Source organism: Pseudoalteromonas sp. H71 (genome assembly GCF_001468485.1).
In the GTDB taxonomy this organism is placed as follows: domain Bacteria; phylum Pseudomonadota; class Gammaproteobacteria; order Enterobacterales; family Alteromonadaceae; genus Pseudoalteromonas.
Genome location: NZ_LODI01000001.1, coordinates 323,766 through 343,573 on the forward strand (window position 1 = coordinate 323,766; position 19,808 = coordinate 343,573).

At 40.4% G+C, this 19,808-nt stretch carries 17 protein-coding genes and 1 pseudogene; 5 read left to right on the forward strand and 13 right to left on the reverse strand.

What is annotated here, in order from left to right; all coding sequences use genetic code 11:
- The 11 genes and pseudogenes from murC to mraZ all read right to left on the reverse strand — a co-directional run.
- A pseudogene (gene murC / locus ATS71_RS01470) lies at nt 1–1,048 on the reverse strand (UDP-N-acetylmuramate--L-alanine ligase); the annotation flags it as partial.
- Nucleotides 1,049–2,125 (reverse strand): undecaprenyldiphospho-muramoylpentapeptide beta-N-acetylglucosaminyltransferase, encoded by a 1,077-nt coding sequence (gene murG / locus ATS71_RS01475; RefSeq protein WP_058403216.1) that lies wholly within the window; start codon nt 2,123–2,125, stop codon nt 1,049–1,051.
- Nucleotides 2,122–3,297, reverse strand: a complete 1,176-nt coding sequence (ftsW, locus tag ATS71_RS01480; protein ID WP_058403217.1) for a cell division protein FtsW — start codon at nt 3,295–3,297, stop codon at nt 2,122–2,124. The genes murG and ftsW overlap by 4 nt, the downstream gene beginning before the upstream one ends.
- Nucleotides 3,294–4,628 carry a UDP-N-acetylmuramoyl-L-alanine--D-glutamate ligase gene (murD, locus tag ATS71_RS01485; RefSeq protein ID WP_058403218.1) on the reverse strand — a complete coding sequence of 445 codons (1,335 nt, stop codon included), beginning with the start codon at nt 4,626–4,628 and terminating at the stop codon, nt 3,294–3,296. Before murD ends, ftsW begins: the two co-directional genes overlap by 4 nt.
- The gene (gene mraY, locus ATS71_RS01490) at nt 4,629–5,711 is read right to left on the reverse strand and encodes a phospho-N-acetylmuramoyl-pentapeptide-transferase (protein ID WP_058403219.1); all 1,083 of its coding nucleotides are present in this window, start codon (nt 5,709–5,711) and stop codon (nt 4,629–4,631) included. It abuts the gene before it with no gap.
- The gene (locus ATS71_RS01495) at nt 5,711–7,093 is read right to left on the reverse strand and encodes a UDP-N-acetylmuramoyl-tripeptide--D-alanyl-D-alanine ligase (protein WP_058403220.1); all 1,383 of its coding nucleotides are present in this window, start codon (nt 7,091–7,093) and stop codon (nt 5,711–5,713) included. The genes mraY and ATS71_RS01495 overlap by 1 nt, the downstream gene beginning before the upstream one ends.
- The gene (gene murE / locus ATS71_RS01500; RefSeq protein WP_058403330.1) at nt 7,090–8,568 is read right to left on the reverse strand and encodes a UDP-N-acetylmuramoyl-L-alanyl-D-glutamate--2,6-diaminopimelate ligase; all 1,479 of its coding nucleotides are present in this window, start codon (nt 8,566–8,568) and stop codon (nt 7,090–7,092) included. The genes ATS71_RS01495 and murE overlap by 4 nt, the downstream gene beginning before the upstream one ends.
- Nucleotides 8,561–10,378: a penicillin-binding transpeptidase domain-containing protein gene (locus ATS71_RS01505; protein WP_058403221.1), complete on the reverse strand. Its 1,818-nt coding sequence runs from the start codon at nt 10,376–10,378 to the stop codon at nt 8,561–8,563. The genes murE and ATS71_RS01505 overlap by 8 nt, the downstream gene beginning before the upstream one ends.
- Nucleotides 10,375–10,704 carry a cell division protein FtsL gene (gene ftsL, locus ATS71_RS01510; protein ID WP_058403222.1) on the reverse strand — a complete coding sequence of 110 codons (330 nt, stop codon included), beginning with the start codon at nt 10,702–10,704 and terminating at the stop codon, nt 10,375–10,377. Before ftsL ends, ATS71_RS01505 begins: the two co-directional genes overlap by 4 nt.
- On the reverse strand, nt 10,701–11,639 hold the full coding sequence (rsmH, locus tag ATS71_RS01515; RefSeq protein WP_058403223.1) for a 16S rRNA (cytosine(1402)-N(4))-methyltransferase RsmH: 939 nt from the start codon (nt 11,637–11,639) through the stop codon (nt 10,701–10,703). Before rsmH ends, ftsL begins: the two co-directional genes overlap by 4 nt.
- 29 nt (nt 11,640–11,668) lie before the next feature.
- Nucleotides 11,669–12,127, reverse strand: coding sequence for a division/cell wall cluster transcriptional repressor MraZ (mraZ, locus tag ATS71_RS01520; protein ID WP_006792136.1), 459 nt, complete (start codon nt 12,125–12,127; stop codon nt 11,669–11,671).
- A gap of 496 nt (nt 12,128–12,623) precedes the next feature.
- Here mraZ and ATS71_RS01525 point away from each other — a divergent pair, with 496 nt between their 5' ends.
- From ATS71_RS01525 to ATS71_RS01535, 3 genes are read left to right on the forward strand one after another with little or no spacing between them, the layout of a single operon-like run.
- Complete coding sequence (locus tag ATS71_RS01525) at nt 12,624–12,959, forward strand: hypothetical protein (RefSeq protein ID WP_058403224.1); 336 nt, start codon at nt 12,624–12,626, stop codon at nt 12,957–12,959.
- Nucleotides 12,960–12,965: 6 nt separating this feature from the next.
- Nucleotides 12,966–13,412, forward strand: a complete 447-nt coding sequence (locus ATS71_RS01530; protein WP_058403225.1) for a hypothetical protein — start codon at nt 12,966–12,968, stop codon at nt 13,410–13,412.
- A 10-nt stretch (nt 13,413–13,422) separates the two neighbouring features.
- Complete coding sequence (locus ATS71_RS01535) at nt 13,423–13,665, forward strand: hypothetical protein (protein ID WP_058403226.1); 243 nt, start codon at nt 13,423–13,425, stop codon at nt 13,663–13,665.
- On the opposite strand, the gene ATS71_RS01540 is transcribed toward ATS71_RS01535, so the two are convergent.
- Together ATS71_RS01540 and ATS71_RS01545 are read right to left on the reverse strand one after the other, a co-directional pair.
- Nucleotides 13,666–14,637 carry a glutathione S-transferase family protein gene (locus tag ATS71_RS01540; RefSeq protein ID WP_058403227.1) on the reverse strand — a complete coding sequence of 324 codons (972 nt, stop codon included), beginning with the start codon at nt 14,635–14,637 and terminating at the stop codon, nt 13,666–13,668.
- A gap of 17 nt (nt 14,638–14,654) precedes the next feature.
- The gene (locus tag ATS71_RS01545) at nt 14,655–15,500 is read right to left on the reverse strand and encodes a pirin family protein (RefSeq protein WP_058403228.1); all 846 of its coding nucleotides are present in this window, start codon (nt 15,498–15,500) and stop codon (nt 14,655–14,657) included.
- A gap of 275 nt (nt 15,501–15,775) precedes the next feature.
- On the opposite strand from ATS71_RS01545, the gene ATS71_RS01550 reads away from it, so the two are divergent.
- Entirely contained in the window at nt 15,776–18,805 is a 3,030-nt protein-coding gene (locus tag ATS71_RS01550) for a bifunctional diguanylate cyclase/phosphodiesterase (RefSeq protein ID WP_082653576.1), read from the forward strand.
- Between the two features lie 112 nt (nt 18,806–18,917).
- Nucleotides 18,918–19,802, forward strand: coding sequence for a LysR family transcriptional regulator (locus ATS71_RS01555; RefSeq protein WP_058403230.1), 885 nt, complete (start codon nt 18,918–18,920; stop codon nt 19,800–19,802).
- Nucleotides 19,803–19,808: the final 6 nt, after the last annotated feature.

A 19,808-nucleotide genomic window follows, 5' to 3' on the forward strand; every position in this document is an offset into this window, starting at 1 on the left:
GGTGATGACCGTAATCATCAACAAGCATTACATTACCGCGCTCGTTCTCAAATTCACCATAATGCTGAAAACGACGACCAATCCCTTCAAACTTTTGCAAGGCTTCTAAAATTGCATGATTAGCAATATTTTGATCTTTTGCTACTGCAATCGCTGCAGTTGCATTAAGCGCATTATGTTTACCTGGCATATTGAGCGTTGCGGTTAAGCACTCACCTTGTTTATTGGTCACTGTAAACGTACAGGTGTTCGCTGATTGACTAAAATCACTCATACGATAATCAGCACTAGGCGACTCGCCATACGTAATAATAGGACGACCAAAGCGAGGAATAAGTTCGGCAGCCACCTCAGAATCTATACACACAACAGCCAGTCCATAAAAAGGTAAGTTATGTATGAAATCCACATAGGTGTCTTTCATTTTCTCGAGGCTGCCGCCATAGGTATCCATGTGATCTTCTTCAATATTAGTGATCACCGATACCATGGGTTGTAAATGTAAAAACGACGCGTCACTTTCATCTGCTTCTGCTATTAAAAAATCGCTTTTGCCCACCTTTGCGTTACTACCCGCACTGTTCAATAAGCCACCAATAATAAAAGTAGGATCAAGCCCTGCTTGCGCATAAATACTGGCAATTAAACTGGTCGTTGTGGTTTTACCATGGGTACCAGCAATGGCAATACCATGGCGAAAACGCATTAATTCCGCAAGCATTTCAGCACGACGTACAACGGGAACCCTTGCGGCTTTTGCGGCAATTATTTCAGGGTTTGTTTCATCTATTGCACTTGAAACTACAACAACATTGGCGTCTTTTACGTTATTTTCGTGGTGACCAATAAATACTTCTGCACCGGCCTTAATTAAGCGTTCTGTCATTGCACTATGCGCAATATCTGAACCTGTAATACGGTAACCTTCAAAAGCAAGCACTTCTGCTATACCGCCCATACCCGCTCCACCAATACCAATAAAGTGGATGGTTTCTATTCGACGCATTGCAGGTCGTATGTTTTTGTTTTGTACTAATGCTTCTTTCACTTACGCTCTCTTATTCGATACTTGCTCACAGTGCGCGGCTACGCTTGCTGTGGCATCTAAAATGGCTTGTTTTTTTGCATTACTAGCCATTTTATTAATTAGACTCGGGGTTACTAAATAAGGGGTTAATAGCTCAACAATCGATTGCTCATTAAACACGCTTTGCTGCATAACTAACGCCCCCTCAGCCTTCACCAAATAGTGGGCATTAGCCGTTTGATGGTCGTCAACTGCATGAGGAAACGGCACAAATACAGCCATTTTTCCCGCTGCTGCAATTTCACTTACTGTTAATGCACCTGCTCGGCAAATAACAATATCGGCCCAAGCATACGCTGCATCCATATCATCAATAAATTCAGCAACCTTTACATTATCGCTTGAAAAAGTTTGTATTTTATATGCTTGCTCAACACCATTTAAATGCCCTTTACCTGTTTGGTGCCATACCTTTATTTCACTGGTTTTATTAAGGGCTTTAAATGCAGCGGGTAGCGTTTGATTAAGTACTTGAGCCCCTAACGATCCCCCTACAACCAACATATTGATAGGGCTTGAAACATCACGCGTTGGTATATCAATTACACTTTGACGCACTGGGTTGCCAACAAGTTCGGCTTTACCCGAGTCAAATGCACTTGGGAATGCAGCCAAAACACGATTTGCAAATCGTGAAAGCCATTTATTACTCATACCCGCAACCGCATTCTGCTCATGAATAACCAACGGAATACCCAAACTTTTTGCAGCAATGCCTGTTGGGCCAGTGACGTAGCCTCCCATAGCTAAAACGACATCCGGACATTGATGTTTCAATACTTTACGCGCTTGCAATATTGCATTAATTACCATGAATGGTGCTTTAATGAGGCGTTTTAATCCGTTCCCGCGAACACCTTTTACATTAATAAAATCAATATTTATATTGTGTTTAGGAACAACGCTTGCTTCCATTCTATCGGGTGTGCCAATCCAAGTAACCTGCCAGCCTTGTTCTTTTAAATAATCAGCAACTGCAATACCCGGAAATATATGCCCGCCAGTACCACCAGCGACTACAACACACTTTTTACTCATCGTTTACCTCCACCTGAGGTCGCTTGTTTAGTTGCCATTTTAGTTTCAAAATCAACGCGTAATAATATTCCAGTTGCTATGGTCATAATCATCAAACTAGAACCACCATAAGAAATAAACGGTAACGTAAGGCCTTTAGTCGGTAAAATTCCCGCACTAGCGCCCACATTAACCATGGTTTGAAACGCAAACCAAATACCAATTGCAAAAGCAAAATAGCCTTCGTACTCTTTGCCGCATTTTAAGGCTTGCTGGCCAATTAATAGTGCTCTAAATACTAAAGTAGCGAGCACCATTAAAATGCTTACCACGCCAACTAAACCAAGCTCTTCGCCAATAACCGCAAAAATAAAATCATTATGTGCTTCAGGTAAATATTGCAACTTTTGTACACTATTACCTAACCCTTGGCCAAACCAACCACCTTGACTATATGCCATTAACGATTGAACAAGCTGGTACCCTTTTCCGAATGGATCGTCCCAGGGATCTAAAAAACCGACAACACGTGCCATACGATAGGGCTCTACAATAATCAACAAAACAACTAAGCCAATTCCCGTCAGGATAAGTACAAAAAACTGCCATAACTTAGCGCCAGCTAAAAACAATAAACCAACAGTGGTTACAAACATAACCACCACGGTGCCTAAATCAGGTTGTAATAAAATAAGCAATGCATACACGGCAAACACCGCGATCGGCTTTGCAAAGCCTTTTATGTTTTCTTGTACTTCTTCACGCTTTCGAACCAAGTAACCCGCTATGTAACTAAAAAAGTACAGCTTTGCAGCCTCTGCCACTTGAAAACCAATGGGCCCTATGGGGATCCACCGTTTGGCACCATTAACCTCGCGACCAATAATTAATACAGCAATGAGCAATACCATGCCCAATATCAATAAATAGGCATTGGATCGCTTCCACCAGTCCATTGGCACACATACAGCAATCCAAAAAAGCACAAACGCAACGGCCAAAAACATCCCGTGACGAATAGCAATATGATGTGAGTTATCAAAAAGGCGTTCTGCCGTTGGCATAGACGCACTCATCACCATAATAAAGCCAACGCCAATTAGCATTAGCATTGAATAAAGCAAAGGCACATCGTAAAGCTGCGCCGATGGCTTAGGTATTAACGCCTCTTTTATTTGCGCAAAGGCAGTCATACTTGCTCTGCCAAAACACACGCAACAAAGTCATCGCCACGTTGCATATAGTTGTTGTACATATCAATACTTGCACACGCAGGGGCGAGTAAAACGACATTACCTGGCAAACTAAACTGCTTTGCTAAAGTAACCGCCTCACTCATATTCTGTGTTAAGTGACTTTTACTGGTTAGTGCCATTAAATCTTTTGCATCTTTACCAAAGCAAATTAGCGCTTTTACGTGTTTTTTTAAGTAAGGCTTAAGTGGGTTTAAATCAGCGCCTTTAGCATCGCCACCTGCTATAACAATGAGATCTTCAATGCCTGTTGATAGGCTATCTATGGCTGCAATAGTGGCGCCTACATTAGTTGCCTTTGAATCGTTAAAATATTTAACGCCACCTAACTGTGCAACAAATTGGCAGCGGTGAGCTAAACCATTAAAGTGGCCAAGTGCTTTTTTATACACCTCATTACTAATATTAAAAGGGCTTAGTAACGCCATAACCGCAAGCGTGTTTAAATAATTGTGTTTCCCCATAACAGCTAGCGAATTTACAGGTAAAAGCATGTCATCTTTAGCTGCAAAGTAAGTACTGCCATTGTGCTCTGCTAAGTGGTATTCACCTTGCGATGCACCAAAACTTATCTTAGGCGCTGAGTAAGTACTTACGGGGTGTGTTTGTTTGTCATCTTCATTTACAACAATGCACTCGGCACCGTTGTAAATAGTCAGCTTTGAATCGATATAAGCTTGGTAGCTGTCGTAACGATCTAAATGATCTTCAGATACATTTAATACGGTAGCACTCACCGACTCTAAGCTTGTTGTGGTATCTAATTGAAAGCTCGAAAGTTCAAGAACATATATATCAAAGTCATCACTCAATAAATCAAGCACTGCGGTACCAATGTTCCCGCCTAGTGCCACATTAAAGCCAGCAGTTTTTAACACTTCGTACGCCAGTGTGACCACTGTTGATTTGCCATTTGAGCCAGTAACTGCCACGACAGGCTTAGTATTAATGCGCGCAAATAGCTCAACATCACCTATTACTTCAACACCCGAATTAATAGCACTCGCAATAGCTGGAGTTTTAAGGCTAAGCCCGGGGCTGATAATAATCATATCGCTGCAATTAAGATCTGCGGTATCTAAATTACCAAAATGTGTGTTTAAACTAGGCGCATGATTACTTAGCCATTCAATCCCTGGTGGATTTGCCCGGCTGTCGACAACCTTTGGTGACAAACCATGAGATAGTAAAAAACGCACAATGCCCAGACCGGTTACACCGAGTCCGAGCACTGTTATTTGTTTATTTTTTATCTCGTTTAAATACTGCATTTATCTTATCTTTAATGTCGCAAGGCCAGCAAGAACAAGCACAATAGATATAATCCAAAAACGGACAATAACGCGTGGCTCAGGCCAACCTTTTAATTCATAATGGTGATGAATAGGTGCCATTCTAAAAATTCGTTGGCCGCGCAACTTATACGAGCCCACTTGTAAAATTACCGACAGCGCCTCCATTACAAATACCCCACCCATGATAATAAGTAGCAGTTCTTGACGGACCAACACCGCAATAATACCCAATGCGCCCCCTAACGCTAATGAGCCTACATCGCCCATAAATACTTGCGCCGGGTAGGTGTTAAACCATAAAAAACCAAGGCCTGCACCAACAATGGCAGTACATACAACCACAAGCTCACTGGCTAATGGCAAATGAGGAATATGTAAATAAGCAGAAAAATTAATATTACCTGTTAAATAAGCAATAATGGCAAGTGCCGCAGCCACTAAAATTGTAGGCACAATGGCAAGACCATCTAAGCCATCGGTCAGGTTTACAGCATTTGATGTTCCCACCAATGCAAAATAAGTAATAACAATGTAAAACAAGCCTAACTGTGGCAACACATCTTTAAAAAACGGAACAACTAATGAGGTTTCAACAGCGTGTGTACTTGTAAAGTACAATGCAGTTGCAACCACTAATGCAATTACTGACTGCCAAAAGTACTTCCATTTAGCTATTAGTCCTTTGGGATCTTTACGAATAACTTTACGGTAGTCATCAATAAAGCCCACAACACCTAAAGAACCAATTACAAATAATGTTGCCCACACATACTTATTAGAGAGATCTGCCCATAATAATGTACTGGTAAAAATTGCCGCTAAAATAAGTAAGCCACCCATTGTAGGCGTACCCGATTTAGATAAGTGCGATTGCGGACCATCGTCACGCACGGTTTGCCCTATTTGCATTTTTTGCAAACCACGAATTAACTTTGGCCCCAAATAAAGCGACATAACCAACGCAGTTAAAATACCCAAAATAGCGCGCAGTGTTAAATACGAAAAAACATTAAAACCACTATAATACTGTGTTAAATACTCAGCCAGCCAAACTAACATTATGATACTCCATTGATGGCTTGTTGCTGGCCATTTACTAAATCGGTTACTAATAATTCCATGCGAGAACTGCGTGATCCCTTCACGACGATGGTTGTTTTTTTATTTACGTGATTAATTGTGGCTTGAATTTGTTGTTGCATCTGATCGCGGTTTGAAAAGTGACGATTAGGCAGCTCAAACACATCGCTGGCACACTTACTCAACACACCTAAAGTAAATAACTCATCAATGCCTTTTTGAAGCGCATATTCACCCACTTCTTGATGGTATTTACGTGCATCTTCGCCAAGCTCTCCCATATCGCCCAACGCTAAAATACGGTGACCTTGCATATCACTCAGTAAGTCAATGGCAGCCTTAACCGATTTAACATTAGCATTGTAGGTATCATCAACCACGGTGAGCAGATCAGACACTTCTATTAAGTTAACACGTCCTTTTACATCGCCCATTGTCGCCAAAGCGCTGGCAATATCTTCTAAAGTTACATCAAGCTCGCTTGTCAGCGCAGCAGCAATAAGCGCATTACCAATATTATGTTTGCCCGGTAGTGCTAGGGTAACAGGTACCTTTTTTTGTTTTGTACACAAGGTAAAGCTTGCACGTGCATTGGCATCCAAGCTTATATCTTCAGCCCAAATATCAAGTTTTTCAGACGTTGAAAAACGCTTTATATTTCGTCCTTCAAGCTTATCTAGCCAATATTGACTAAACTCACTATCGCAATTAATTATGGCTACGCCATCTTCTTTTAGGCCATCAAAAATTTCGCCTTTTGCCTTGGCCACCCCCATTAAGCTACCAAAGCCTTCTAAATGTGCTGGTGCTACGTTACACACTACCGCTACGTCTGGCTTTGCCATTGCCGTTGTGTATGCAATTTCACCTAAATGATTTGCACCAAGCTCTATTACAGCAAAACGGTGCTGCGGCTCTAAACGCAATAACGTTAGAGGTACGCCAATATCGTTATTAAAATTACCTTTTGTTGCCAGCACATCGCCATGTACAGATAAAATAGCCGCGCACATTTCTTTTACAGTGGTTTTACCTACACTGCCGGTAATAGCGATTGTTTTAGGTGCCACTTGGGCCATAACAGCGGTGCCAATAACTCCTAATGCAATACGTGTGTCTTTCACTACAAACTGGGCAATATCAACATCGACTTTATGATCGACGATAACGCCTATAGCGCCTTTTTGTTTTGCTTCAGTGATAAATTTGTGACCATCAAAATTTGGCCCTTTCAGTGCTAAAAACACGTCACCTTCGCATACTGTGCGAGTATCTGTATTTATGTTAAGCACTTGCTGATTATCACCTTGATAATCAGTTGTTAGCACATTGGCTAACCAATCAAAATCCATCGGGATCATGTTTGAGTCCCTCTACCTGTTTTTATTAGTTGTTTTTGTACAAATTGACGATCGCAAAAGTCGATACGTTCATTGCCTATAATTTGATAATTTTCATGGCCTTTACCGGCAATTAAAACCACCTCATCCGAGGGCGCATTATTAATTGCATAGCTTATTGCACGTGCTCTATCGGCGTCTGAATGGGCCTTTTGAGGATGCTCTAAACCAGCCAACACATCTGCAATTATTGCATTAGGCTCTTCTGAGCGAGGATTATCACTGGTGATAATAACTTTGTTAGCATTTTTTTCAGCAGCTTGTGCCATCAAAGCTCGCTTGCCTTTATCTCTATCACCACCACAACCAAACACGCAGCTAACACCACCAGGTACATGTTTTTGCAACGCTTGTAGTGCCAAAGCAAGTGCTTCTGGCGTATGCGCATAATCCACTACACAGGTTGGTTTACCCACAGCACTAAATGCCTGCATTCTTCCTGCTACAGGTTGAAGTTGTAAGCAACCTGCAATAAGCTGTTTTAGTGGATAACCCAAACCAAGTAATGTTGCTAAAGCAGCCGTTAGGTTATAAAGATTAAATTCACCAAACAGCGGCGATTTTACCTTAATATCACCCCAGCTTGTAGATAATTGCGCCGAAATACCTTCAGCCGAATAATCAACATCTGAAAAGTACACATACTGTGCATTTTTAGGTGCTAAATTTTTTCGTCCGTAGCAAATTAAATGATTAAAATCGTATTTTTCAAGCCACTGCTCTGCTTGGTTGTCGTCTTGATTTAGTACGACAAGCTGTGGATCAAAATCGCGAAATAGCATGAGCTTTGCATCACCATAACTTGCCATATCGCCATGGTAATCTAAGTGATCGCGAGAAAGGTTAGTAAACACAGCGGCTTTAAACAGACACCGTTCTACACGATGCTGCACGAGACCATGCGACGATACCTCCATTGCCACCAATTTTTTATCCGCTTGATGTAAGTCACTTAAGATGTGTTGTAAATCGACTGCCGAAGGCGTGGTGTTTATCAGCGGCGTTAAATTCTCTGGATGACCGAAACCTAGCGTACCAATAATTGCTGACTGCGTATTACAGTACTGCGCTAGGTGAGCAATCATAGCCGTGGTGGTCGATTTACCGTTTGTACCAGTTACTCCAATTAAATCAAGACTATGGCTAGGCTGGTTGTAAAATCGACTTGCAAGTTCAGCCAGTTTTTTATCAAGCTCAGACACTAAGTAAAGCGGGTCAAATTCAACTTCGAACTCGCAAAGTCTATCAGCAATAACTGCCACTGCACCATTTTCAATTGCTTTAGCTATAAACTGCCCGCCATCTAACTCATGGCCTTTTATTGCTACAAATACATCGCCTGGGTTGACGTCTCGGCTATCCAATCGCAAATGATTAACTAACTGCGAGGGTGCATCTATTTCGATATATTTTAAAATGGTTTTTAAATCACGCATCATTCTTTTTGCCTTTTACGAACGCAACTTCTTCCTTGTCGGGTGCGACGTTTAATATTCTTAATGCGTTAGAAACGATTTCTGCAAATGCAGGGCCTGCAGTGGCACCTCCATAGTACACATCACCGCCAGGTTCATTGATCATTACTACCACAGCTAAACGCGGATTACTTGCTGGCGCCACGCCCGCAAAATAACCAACATATTCATCACCGTAGCCACCTACTGCGGCTTTTTTAGAAGTTCCCGTTTTACCTGCAGCACGATAACCATCAACTTTAACGTTGTGTGCTGTTCCGCCACTTTCAAATACGCTTTCCATCATGTGTACTACCGCTTCAACATCTTGCTGTTGAAACACACGATCCCCTTCAGGGACGGAATCTTGCTTTAACACAGTGAGTGGCCTATTGACCCCTCCGGCACCTAACATGGCATAAAAGCGAGCCATTTGCGCAGTACTAACAGCAATATTGTAACCAAATGACAATGCAGCAATTTCGTGATCAGACCAACGACGGTTTGGGTAAAATAAACCACTGCTTTCACCAACCATACCGGTGCCTGAATCAGATCCGAACCCAACCTTTTGGAATAAACCTACCAGGTAGTCTTTTGGTACCAGCTGAGTGACTTTAGTCACCCCCATATTTGACGAATATTTTAGTATTTCTCGCAGTGACATTTCACCATGGTTACGCGTATCTTGGACTAAACTTCCGCCTAAACGCATCCAACCTGGGTAGGTGTCTATTTGTTCATCGGCTTGAATTGCGCCGTAGTCTAGCCCAGCTAAAATGGCCAGTGGCTTAACGGTTGAACCCGGTTCGAACAAATCAGTAATAGCGCGATTTCTGCGTTTATGTGGAGCTGCATCGGTTAAGTTATTTGGATTAAAAGATGGACTATTAACCATGGCCAGTACTTCACCGGTTTTAACATCAACCACCATGGCTGAACCCGATGTAGCCTTATAAGATAAAACCGCTGACTTTACGGCTTTATAAGCAATTGCCTGAATACGTTGATCGATACTTAGTTGAATGCTTTCGGGCTCTACACGTTCACGCTCATCTAGCACTTGTACTTCACGGCCTTGAGCATCTTTTCTAATTGTGCGACGACCTTCTTCACCAGTTAAAGCGTTTTCGTAGAGCTTTTCAATGCCTTCAATTCCTTTACCATCGATGTTGGTAAAACCAATAATATGCGCAGTTACTTCGCCGGCCGGATAATAACGTTTAGACTCATCCAATAAATGAATACCAGGAAGACGTAAGCTGCCAATATAATCAGCAACTGCAGGGGTTACCTGTCGCTTTAGATAAACAAAGCGACGACTTGGATCATTTAAAAGGCGGGCGTTAATTTTTTTCTGGTCAATACGTAATACATCAGCTAGTTCGCGCCAACGTAAATCGTTTTTGTAATACTGCGCGGTGCGCTTGTTTAGCTCTACCGCATTATCTAACAGTGCTTGTTTATCCTCGCCATTTTTACGCGCTTGTCTAACAACTTTAGATACAAGCGATTTATGCAACGCTTTAGGGTCAGCATATACACTCACAACAGGTACACTTACCGCGAGTTCTTTGCCATTGCGGTCAAAAATCATTCCGCGTTGTACGTGTAGTTTTTCAACACGTACTGTGCGTTTATCACTTTCTGAACGTGCTTTATCAGGTTCAATTACTTGTAAATAAGCAGCACGAGATACGAGCGTTACAAACACCAAAAGTACAACCGAGCACACGAGCATAAAGCGCCATGTAATTAAGTTGTTAACTGGTTTTTTGCCTCGATTTCTCATTTTAATATAATTACCTGTTCATCCTGACTTGTCGGTCTTTTCATTTTTAGTTGCGAGGTTGCTACTTCTTCGATACGCGCATGTTGAGAGTAAAACTCCTCCTCAACTAGTAAGTATCGCCACTCTAAATCAAGTTCATCACGCTCTTGCAGTAACATATCTTGTTCAATTAATTGCCCGCGCGCTAAATGCGTAACTTGCACTACGCTAAAACCAGAAACAAATATCGTAACCAACAAGGCCAAGGTCAGCTTATTAGCACCCAGGCCTTTAATTATTTCGAAAAATAAATTGGGAGGTTGACGATGATTTGCTTTTGTATTCATCCCAACCTCTGAGCAATCCTAAGTACAGAGCTTCGCGAACGCGGATTACGTGCAACTTCTTCAACACTTGGTTTAATAGCTTTACCCACTGCTTTTAACGTCAGATTTTGATTTATTTGTGCGTCGGTTAAAGGCAGACCTCTGGGTAATGCTTCTCCCTTACTCTGTTTTCGAATAAATTGTTTTACTATGCGATCCTCTAGCGAGTGAAACGAAATAACCACTAAGCGACCACCTGGTTTAAGCACTTTAACGGCAGACTGTAATGCTGTTTGAATCTCTTCAAGTTCACTGTTTATATAAATACGAATAGCCTGAAAAGTGCGTGTTGCAGGATGCTTAAACTTATCTTTTACCGGTACAGCTTCATCAACTAAATCTGCAAGCTGCTTAGTGGTAGTAATGGGTGTGTGCTCTCTCGTTTCTAAAATTTTATGTGCAATACGCTTACCGAACTTTTCTTCACCCAACTTTTTAATCACGTGGGTAATATCGTCTAACTCAGCCTCTGCTAACCACTGAGCAGCACTTCGGCCACTTGTTGGATCCATACGCATATCAAGTGGGCCATCTTTCATAAAGCTAAAACCACGCTCAGCGTCATCAAGCTGTGGAGATGACACGCCAATATCTAATAAAATGCCATCCACTTTACCAATAAGATCGTTTTGCTCTGCTACATCGTATAGTTTTGAAAATCGAGTGTGTGCAATAGCAAAACGGCCATCATCAGCAAATTTTTCAGCCGACTTTATAGCTTGTGGATCTTGGTCTATCGCTTGTAAGCGTCCTGCATCGCCTAAACGTGCAAGTATTTGACCTGAATGACCGCCTCGTCCAAATGTGCCATCCATGTAAATGCCGTCTGGCTTAATTGCTAGGGCATCAATGGTTTCGTCCATCAAAACGGATACGTGTTCAAATTGCGCTGTCATTAGCTATTGTTTGCCTTTTTTTTGTGCCGTTAGAGTGTAAAGTTATCTAAATCTGAATTAGGCTCAAAATCACCTAGCCTTTCAAGCTCAGTGTCTTGGCGCATCTGTTCGTTCCAACGCGCTTCATCCCAAATTTCAAATTTATTCATTAACCCTACTAGCATTATCTTTTTGCCAAGGTCTGCATGCGCACGCAACGACGGCGCTAACAAAATTCGACCATTTTTATCAAGTTGATACTCTGTCGCATTGCCTAGCAACATGCGTTGCATTCGACGGGCACGTGGATTCATGTTGGAAATTTTAGCTAAACGACTTTCTATTTCTTGCCATTCAGCCAATGGATACAACCATAAGCACGGCTCATTTAACGCGACGGTGCAAATCACTGTACCCTGATCTTCAGATAGCAGAGATTCTCGGTACTTGGTCGGCACCGCAAAACGTCCTTTATCATCCAAACTCAGTGAACTCGCGCCACGGAACATAATTAGCCTGCTTTAAATTATTTTAATCAGCTATGAACTATGCTGATCCAGTTTGATCCACTAAAAACCACTTTTTACCACAGTGCTCCAGTTTAGGGCTTGACAAGCCTTTTTGTCAAGTAAGCTGACCTCCTTTAACGAGTCTCTAAGCTAGAAAAAATAAGGGTTCAGGCGAAGCGGTTGAATTACGTGGGAAAAAGTGGAGATACAAACAAAAAAATATTTTTATCTACTTTAATAACCTTTTGTTTACATGGTTTGATTACTGAATAAACAATGAATAATTACAATTTTTTAGTGGGTTTTACCCACTTTGTAATATTTACTTAGGTTGGTGGTAAGAGTTACTGCTTCGTTTTTATTATATATTTAAAGTGGTTCACTAAAAAACAAAATAGTACTTAAAATCAATGAATTAAGAAAATTACATAGTGTGGTTTGATTGTTGCTTCTATCAATACACTACTTAAATACTTTTACTCATTAAGGATTGATTATGGCTACTGCAACAAATAAGCAAAATACGACTACAGATATTAAGTCTGACACTAAGGCACAAACGACCGATGCCCCACTGACAGAAAAAGCAACATCAGCTGCTCATGATGCTGTTGATGCACTTTCTACAAAAGCAGCAACAGCTGAAAGTAGTGTAAGGAAAGGTGCATCAAGTTCAGCTGAAGCACTGAGTGAAAAGCAGTTAATTGCCCGCGAAAAACTGAGTGAGTGCACAGCTAAAACACGTGCTTTTGCATCTGAAAACCCCCTAGCAACTGCAGGTATTGCGTTTGCAGCGGGTATGTTAATTACTTCACTGTTTCGTCGTAAGTAAAATCTGATGGAAGATTTCCACTCAAGCACAACCAAGGACGGTACAGCGCAAAACCAAACTACTGATCAACAGTATCAAAAGGATGATTGGCAAGATCACATCGCAAAACTTTTAACGTATTCAAAACAGCTCAAGGATGATTATCATACTCAAGGAAAGATCACCCACCAACTTGCGAAAGCTGAGTGGCGCTTATCGTTAAGATCGCTTGCACTGACCTCTATATTTTTAGGCTGTTTTGCCAGTGGTTTGGTTTTGTTGTGGGCGGGAGTGCTTGGCGCGATTGGCTATGGAATATATGACTTATTTGGTTCTGTATGGCTTAGCATTGCAACCGCGACATTTCTGCAAGTGGCGTGTTTGATTTGGTTATGGAAAAGCACCGTTTATTTAAGCAACAAAATAGGGTTTAGCAAAACAATTCGAAGCATTAAGCAATTATTAAACTTATAAGGATATTAATATGTTAGTTGATATATTAATTAAAAACCCCGATGAGTGTGTAAAAGCGCTGACTAAACAGATGGACTTACAAAGCGAGCTAAAACGACAACATCAAGCCGCTTTTATATATCGATTAAAGCGTTTTGCTGCCAGCAAAGTGGGCTTAAGCAGCGCATTTATAGCTGGCGTCGCCGTTCAGTCAGGCAAAAGCGAAACCAGCCTTATAAGAAAATACGGCTGGCTGCTTAGGTTAATTGGTTAATTAACCTCTACCATGCGCCTGTAAATAATCAATTTTGGGCCCTTTTGGTACAATTTGGGTTGGATTGATCATAGTGTGGCTAAAATAGTAATGTCGTTTGATATGATAAAAATCAACCGTATTTGCAACCCCCTCAACTTGGTATAAATCCCTTAGGTACCCGCTTAACGAAGGGTAACTCTCAATTGTGCGCAAGTTGCATTTAAAATGCCCTACGTATACACAATCAAACCTTATTAACGTTGTAAATAAACGCCAATCTGCTTCCGTTATTTTGTCGCCCACAAGGTAGCGTTTTTTACTCAATATTTTTTCAACGTTGTCGAGTGCATTAAACACATCATCAAATGCCTGCTCGTAAGCGTGTTTTGCTGTTGCAAATCCAGCTCGATATACACCGTTATTAATATTTGGATAGACTAATGCATTTAGTTCATCTATTTCACTGCGAAGCGATTCAGGGTAGTAATCGTCTTTGTTACCTGTTATTTCGTTAAATGCACTATTAAACATACGTATTATATCGGCAGATTCATTACTCACTATCTTGTTTTGTTTTTTGTCCCACAATACAGGAACGGTTACTCGCCCTGAGTAACTAGAATTATTTTTAGTGTAAACTTGATGTAAGTAATCACTGGCAAACAAAGCATCTCCGGTACTGTAGTTATTTTGATCAAACTCCCAGCCATTAGCTAACATATCGGGGCTTACAACCGATACAGATATAAGCTCATCAAGTTTTTTTAAAGTTCGAAAAATAAGCGTGCGGTGTGCCCAAGGACACGCTAGCGAAACATATAAATGATAACGCCCAGCCTCAGCTTTAAATCCCCCTTCACCCGTTTTTCCTGCGCTACCGTCAGGCGTGATCCAATTTCGTAATTGCGCAGCCTCTCGCTCAAACTTTCCGTCGCTTGAATCTGTGTCATACCATTTATCTTGCCATTGACCATTAACGAGTAATCCCATTATTTGCTCCTCAAAAATTAAATAAGTGTGCCAAATTCACCATTTTGATAATCACGAATGGCTTGATGTATTTCGGCCTGTGTAGTCATAACAAATGGCCCCATATGTGCAATGGGTTGCTTAAGCGGATCACCCGCTAAAATTAATACACCTGCGCCATGTTGCGTTGCTATCTCAATATCACTACCAGGTTCTAAAATTAGTAACTTACCCGCCTTGAGTGTTTGATTATCTTTCGTAATAAGCGACCCAGAATGTACGTAAAGCATCACATTTTGCTGTTTTAACGGGGCTAGCTTTAACAGCTGACCGTCAGGTAAAGTTACATCAGCTAAAGCGGCATTTGCTGAAAGCTTTTGAATACTTGATGTTAATTCGACAGCTTCAAATTGCCATGAACCAGCAAGGGCAGTCAGTGTTACGCCACTTTTATTTTTAAACGTTGGAGCCGGATGTTGCGTTGTGTCTTGGTAAATCGGATCGCGCATTTTTTCTGTGCTTGGCATATTGATCCAAATTTGAAAACCATGAAGTCCATCTTTGGCATCAGCTAAAGGCATTTCACTATGGATCACCCCTTTGCCTGTGCTCATCCATTGCACATCGCCTGCTCTGATCGCTTTTTTATTACCCATTTGATCTTGATGCTCAAATCCACCTTTAATGATATAAGTAAACGTTTCCATACCTCGGTGCGGGTGTGCAGGAAAACCACCCATGTAATCAGCTTCGTTATCTGACTTAAGCTCATCGATCATTAAAAACGGGTCAAGGTATTTACCATCGAATCCAGGTATACGACTTATACTGACACCATCGCCATCTTGTGTTGCATAAGACGTTAATATTTTTGCTATATTCATTTTTTAAATCACTATATGAAATATTATCTATACTCATTAAAGCACTGAAAAAACAAAACAACCATGTCTTTATATCGAGCTAATCGTTCGTTTATATAGAATGTTTTAATGGTGAAATATTTTTTTATAACAACTTATAAAATATGGTTTTTTTATAATTTATTGACTACAATCACCACTAAATTTACTCAAAAAAGGGACAGGGTATCTTAACTTCATCTCTCAAAAGCCAACTTTATCGACTACTTATTGTTATCAGTATTCCGGGCATCGTTGTGACATTTTTAGCTCTATGGGCTGAGCGTGAGGCTGCAATAGAAAAAAGCCAGGAGAGAGTCGTTAATATTGCAAAACACTTAACCCACCAGCAAACCGCAATGATTAGCGAAACTGAGCAGCTCACTCAATTTCTAGCAAACACGATTGCTGACGACACAAACCTCCCTTCAACCTGCCCTGAGTATTTTCACCAAACACACACTCTCTATAATAATGTTGCCAACATTGGTGTGGTAGATGTTAAAGGAAACTTAATGTGTGTAACCAATGGCATAGTAAAAAATGTTTCTATTAGTGATAGGCAATACTTTAAAAATGCCATAGCAAATAAAAGCTTTTCAATTGGATATTTTCAATACGATCGAAGCATTCAAGCACCCAGTGTTAACTTTGCTTCCCCTATTATTAGTGAGCGAGGGCAATTGAAGGGGGTTGTTGTTACAGTTATTGCGCTTAACTGGTGGAATACAGCCTTGAACAAAGCCGAGTTTCCAAACGGTTCTAAGGCTGTTATTGCTGATTCTAATGGCCTTGTGCTGGCAAGTTACCCGAATTCATTGCTCCCTTTGGGGGAAAAAATAAACAACAAACACTTTTTACATGGCGATAACTCACTTGCTATGTTTAAAGACGCAAACAATGTAAATCAAATTTTTCATCGCGCGACTATTTATAACGATATTAATAACAATAATTTAGAAATTTACATTACATCACCCACTGATAAGTATATTGCTCGCGCAAATACACACTTTTTAGAAACTATTATTTTATTTTTTAGCGCTATTTTAACTATTGCTTTTATTGGGCATCGTATTATCAGGAAAAGTATTTTTTACCCCATTGAAGAACTTGCCCAAGCAACCGACCTATTAGCACAAGGCAATATGCCAACTAAAAAAATTAAGCCTAATAGTCCCGAGCTGTCCGCTTTATATTCACGCTTTGAAGTAATGGCTGAGACTCGTTTGCAAACAGAAGCCGATTTAAAAAATAAACATGACGAACTAACGGGGTTATTAAATGCTCTGCCCGATATGTACCTTAGGTTAAATAACCTAGGTAAAGTACTTAATATTAGTGGCACTATTATCCCGCTATTTTCAGCTAACAATAAATCACCGAAAAAATTATTAGATATTTTACCAACCGATATCGCTAAACAAATTTTAAATGAAGCATCTACTCGCAAAGACGTCATCACATTTGATTTTAAAATAAGTACAGGCATAACCACTCATTACTTTGAAGCTCATATCAATCATCTTGAAAAGAACGATGAGTTAATACTTGTGCTACGTGATATCAGCCAACGAAAAGTAAATGAAGACTCGCTTCACTTAGCATCTCTTGTTTACGGCAATAGTAGTGAAAGTATGGCAATTACAGATGCCAACGGTATTATTTTTGATGTAAACCCTGCTTTTTGTGAAACAACACAATATTCGAAAGATGAAGTGATTGGCCACTCTACCCGCATACTTTCATCAGGGGAGCACTCAAAAGAGTTTTATGAAAAGATTTGGGCATCAATAAATGCGACAGGCCGTTGGCAAGGTGAAATTATAAATCGTAAAAAAGATGGAGTGCTGTTCACTGAATGGTTAAACATAGACACGGTTTACGATGAAAATAATAACCCCGCCCGTCGAATCGCTATTTTTACTGATTTAACTGAAAAAATCCAAGCAAATAAAACAATTTGGCGGCAAGCTCATTTCGATCATTTAACCGATTTGCCAAATCGATTAGAGCTTAAAAAAAGACTTAATAAACAGTTTTCTAATTCTAAGAATGAAAATGAAACCTTTGTGGTCATGCTTTTAGATATTGATCACTTTAAAGATATCAATGACACTTTAGGCCACCACTACGGAGACAACTTATTAAAGCTAGTGTCACAGCGTATTGTTAATTCAGCTAAAAATGCCGAATTTGTTGCGCGTATTGGCGGCGATGAATTTGTTATTGTATTTAATCAGGTTAAAAGTACCCGCCATATCAACCAGATTGCTAGTAATATTTTGCAAAGCTTATCGTCTGCATTACATATAGATAATGAAGAAGTGTTTATAAGTGCCAGTATGGGTATTGCCTGTGCACCTGATGATGGTGAAAATACTGAGCAATTACTAAAAGCAGCCGATCAGGCTATGTATAAAGCAAAAAGTAATGGTCGAAATGGCTTTGAGTTTTTCTCTCGGGATATGAGAGAGCACGCACAGGCTCGCATGCATTTACTGAAAGACTTGCGCTGTGCAATAGAATATAACCAGTTTGAATTATTTTATCAGCCTATCGTGTCGCTTAACGATTTACATATACACAAGGCCGAAGGCTTAATACGCTGGCAACACCCGCAAAAGGGGCTAATAAGCCCAGTTGCGTTTATTCCACTTGCTGAAGAAACAAGACAAATTAATGCCATTGGGCAATTTGTATTTTCGCAAGCAATAGAAACGCTTACCGAAATAAAAAAAATTACAGATAACGATTTTCAAATAAGTATAAACGTCTCGCCTATACAACTATCTACTGCTAATAGTGGCATTGATGATTGGTATGCCATGCTTGATGCCGCTAAAATTCCCCCCTCGTCTATTGTTGCAGAAATAACGGAAGGCTTGATGGTTAACCCTGAGGAACTTACACAAAAGCGCCTCAAACAAATTGTGAAATCGGGGATGCAATTGGCGCTTGACGATTTTGGTACAGGCTACTCTTCACTGGCCTACTTGCAGGAAATGGACACTGATTATTTAAAAATTGATAAACGCTTTGTTGATAATATTAAAGCCAACAGCCAAGAGCTCTCGCTTTGCGAGGCGATTATTGTAATGGCTCATCAGCTTGGTTTAAAAGTAATAGCAGAAGGCATTGAAACACCATTACAGTACCAGCTACTAACTGAAGCTGGCTGTGATTATGGACAAGGCTATTTATTTTCTAAACCGCTTAATAAAAATGACTTTATGACGCTAATCACTAATAAAAGAGTAATGCTTTCTAAGTTAACTGATTGCTGAATAATAAACTTATCTCAAACCTGGGTTTAATTAAACCACTGTTGTTATGCAATAAATAATCGCTTTAAGCGGTCAAGTTACGTAGGCAAATAAAGCATTAACAGGAATTTCAATGGCAAAACCCACATTAGATCAATGGCGAATGTTTAAAGCCGTAGTGGACCATGGCGGGTTTGCAGGTGCAAGCGCCGCAGTTTTCAAAAGCCAGTCAACGGTCCATCATGCAGTTCAAAAATTAGAAGCGGCTTTGCAAATAAAATTACTTGAGGTTAAAGGTCGTAAAGCGTTTTTAACTGAAAGTGGGAAACTTATATTGCGCCGCGCAGAGTTTTTAATTGAAGAAGCGAATAAAATAGAGTCAGTTGCAAATACACTAAGTGAAGGTGTGGAAAGCACATTAAAAATAGCAGTTGATGAAGTATTCCCTCAACCTATTTTGTACCAAGCGCTTGCTAAAACAAGTGAGCTTTATCCATTGCTAAAAATAGATTTAATTGAAAGCGTGTTAACCGGTGCCAACGAATTACTCAACAATGCAGTTGTTGATTTAGCTATTTCATCAGTTCCTATTTATGGTATTAGTTGCATTAAATTAACAGACATTGAATTTATTGCCGTCGCACATACAAATCACCCACTTAACCAGCGCGAAGATCAATTAAGCTTTCGAGATTTAAAACAACATCGACAAATTGTAGTGCGCGACTCTGCAACACACACTAGCCAAGACGAAGGGTGGCTAGGCGCAGATATGCGTTGGACAGTCAGCCATTTACGCAATTCAATTGATATGGTGAGCCAAAACCTAGGTTACGCGTGGCTTCCGTTCAATCAAGTCGCTCACCTCATTAATGATCATACCCTCAAAGTGCTTAATCTTGAACAAGGCACTACGCGTCCTCTTAACTTATATTTAATGTGTAACGACGCAGATAGATTGGGCCCTGCAGCACAAGAATTTAAAGAGCAACTTGCAGTAATAATAGCTGCAGAATAGCGGTTA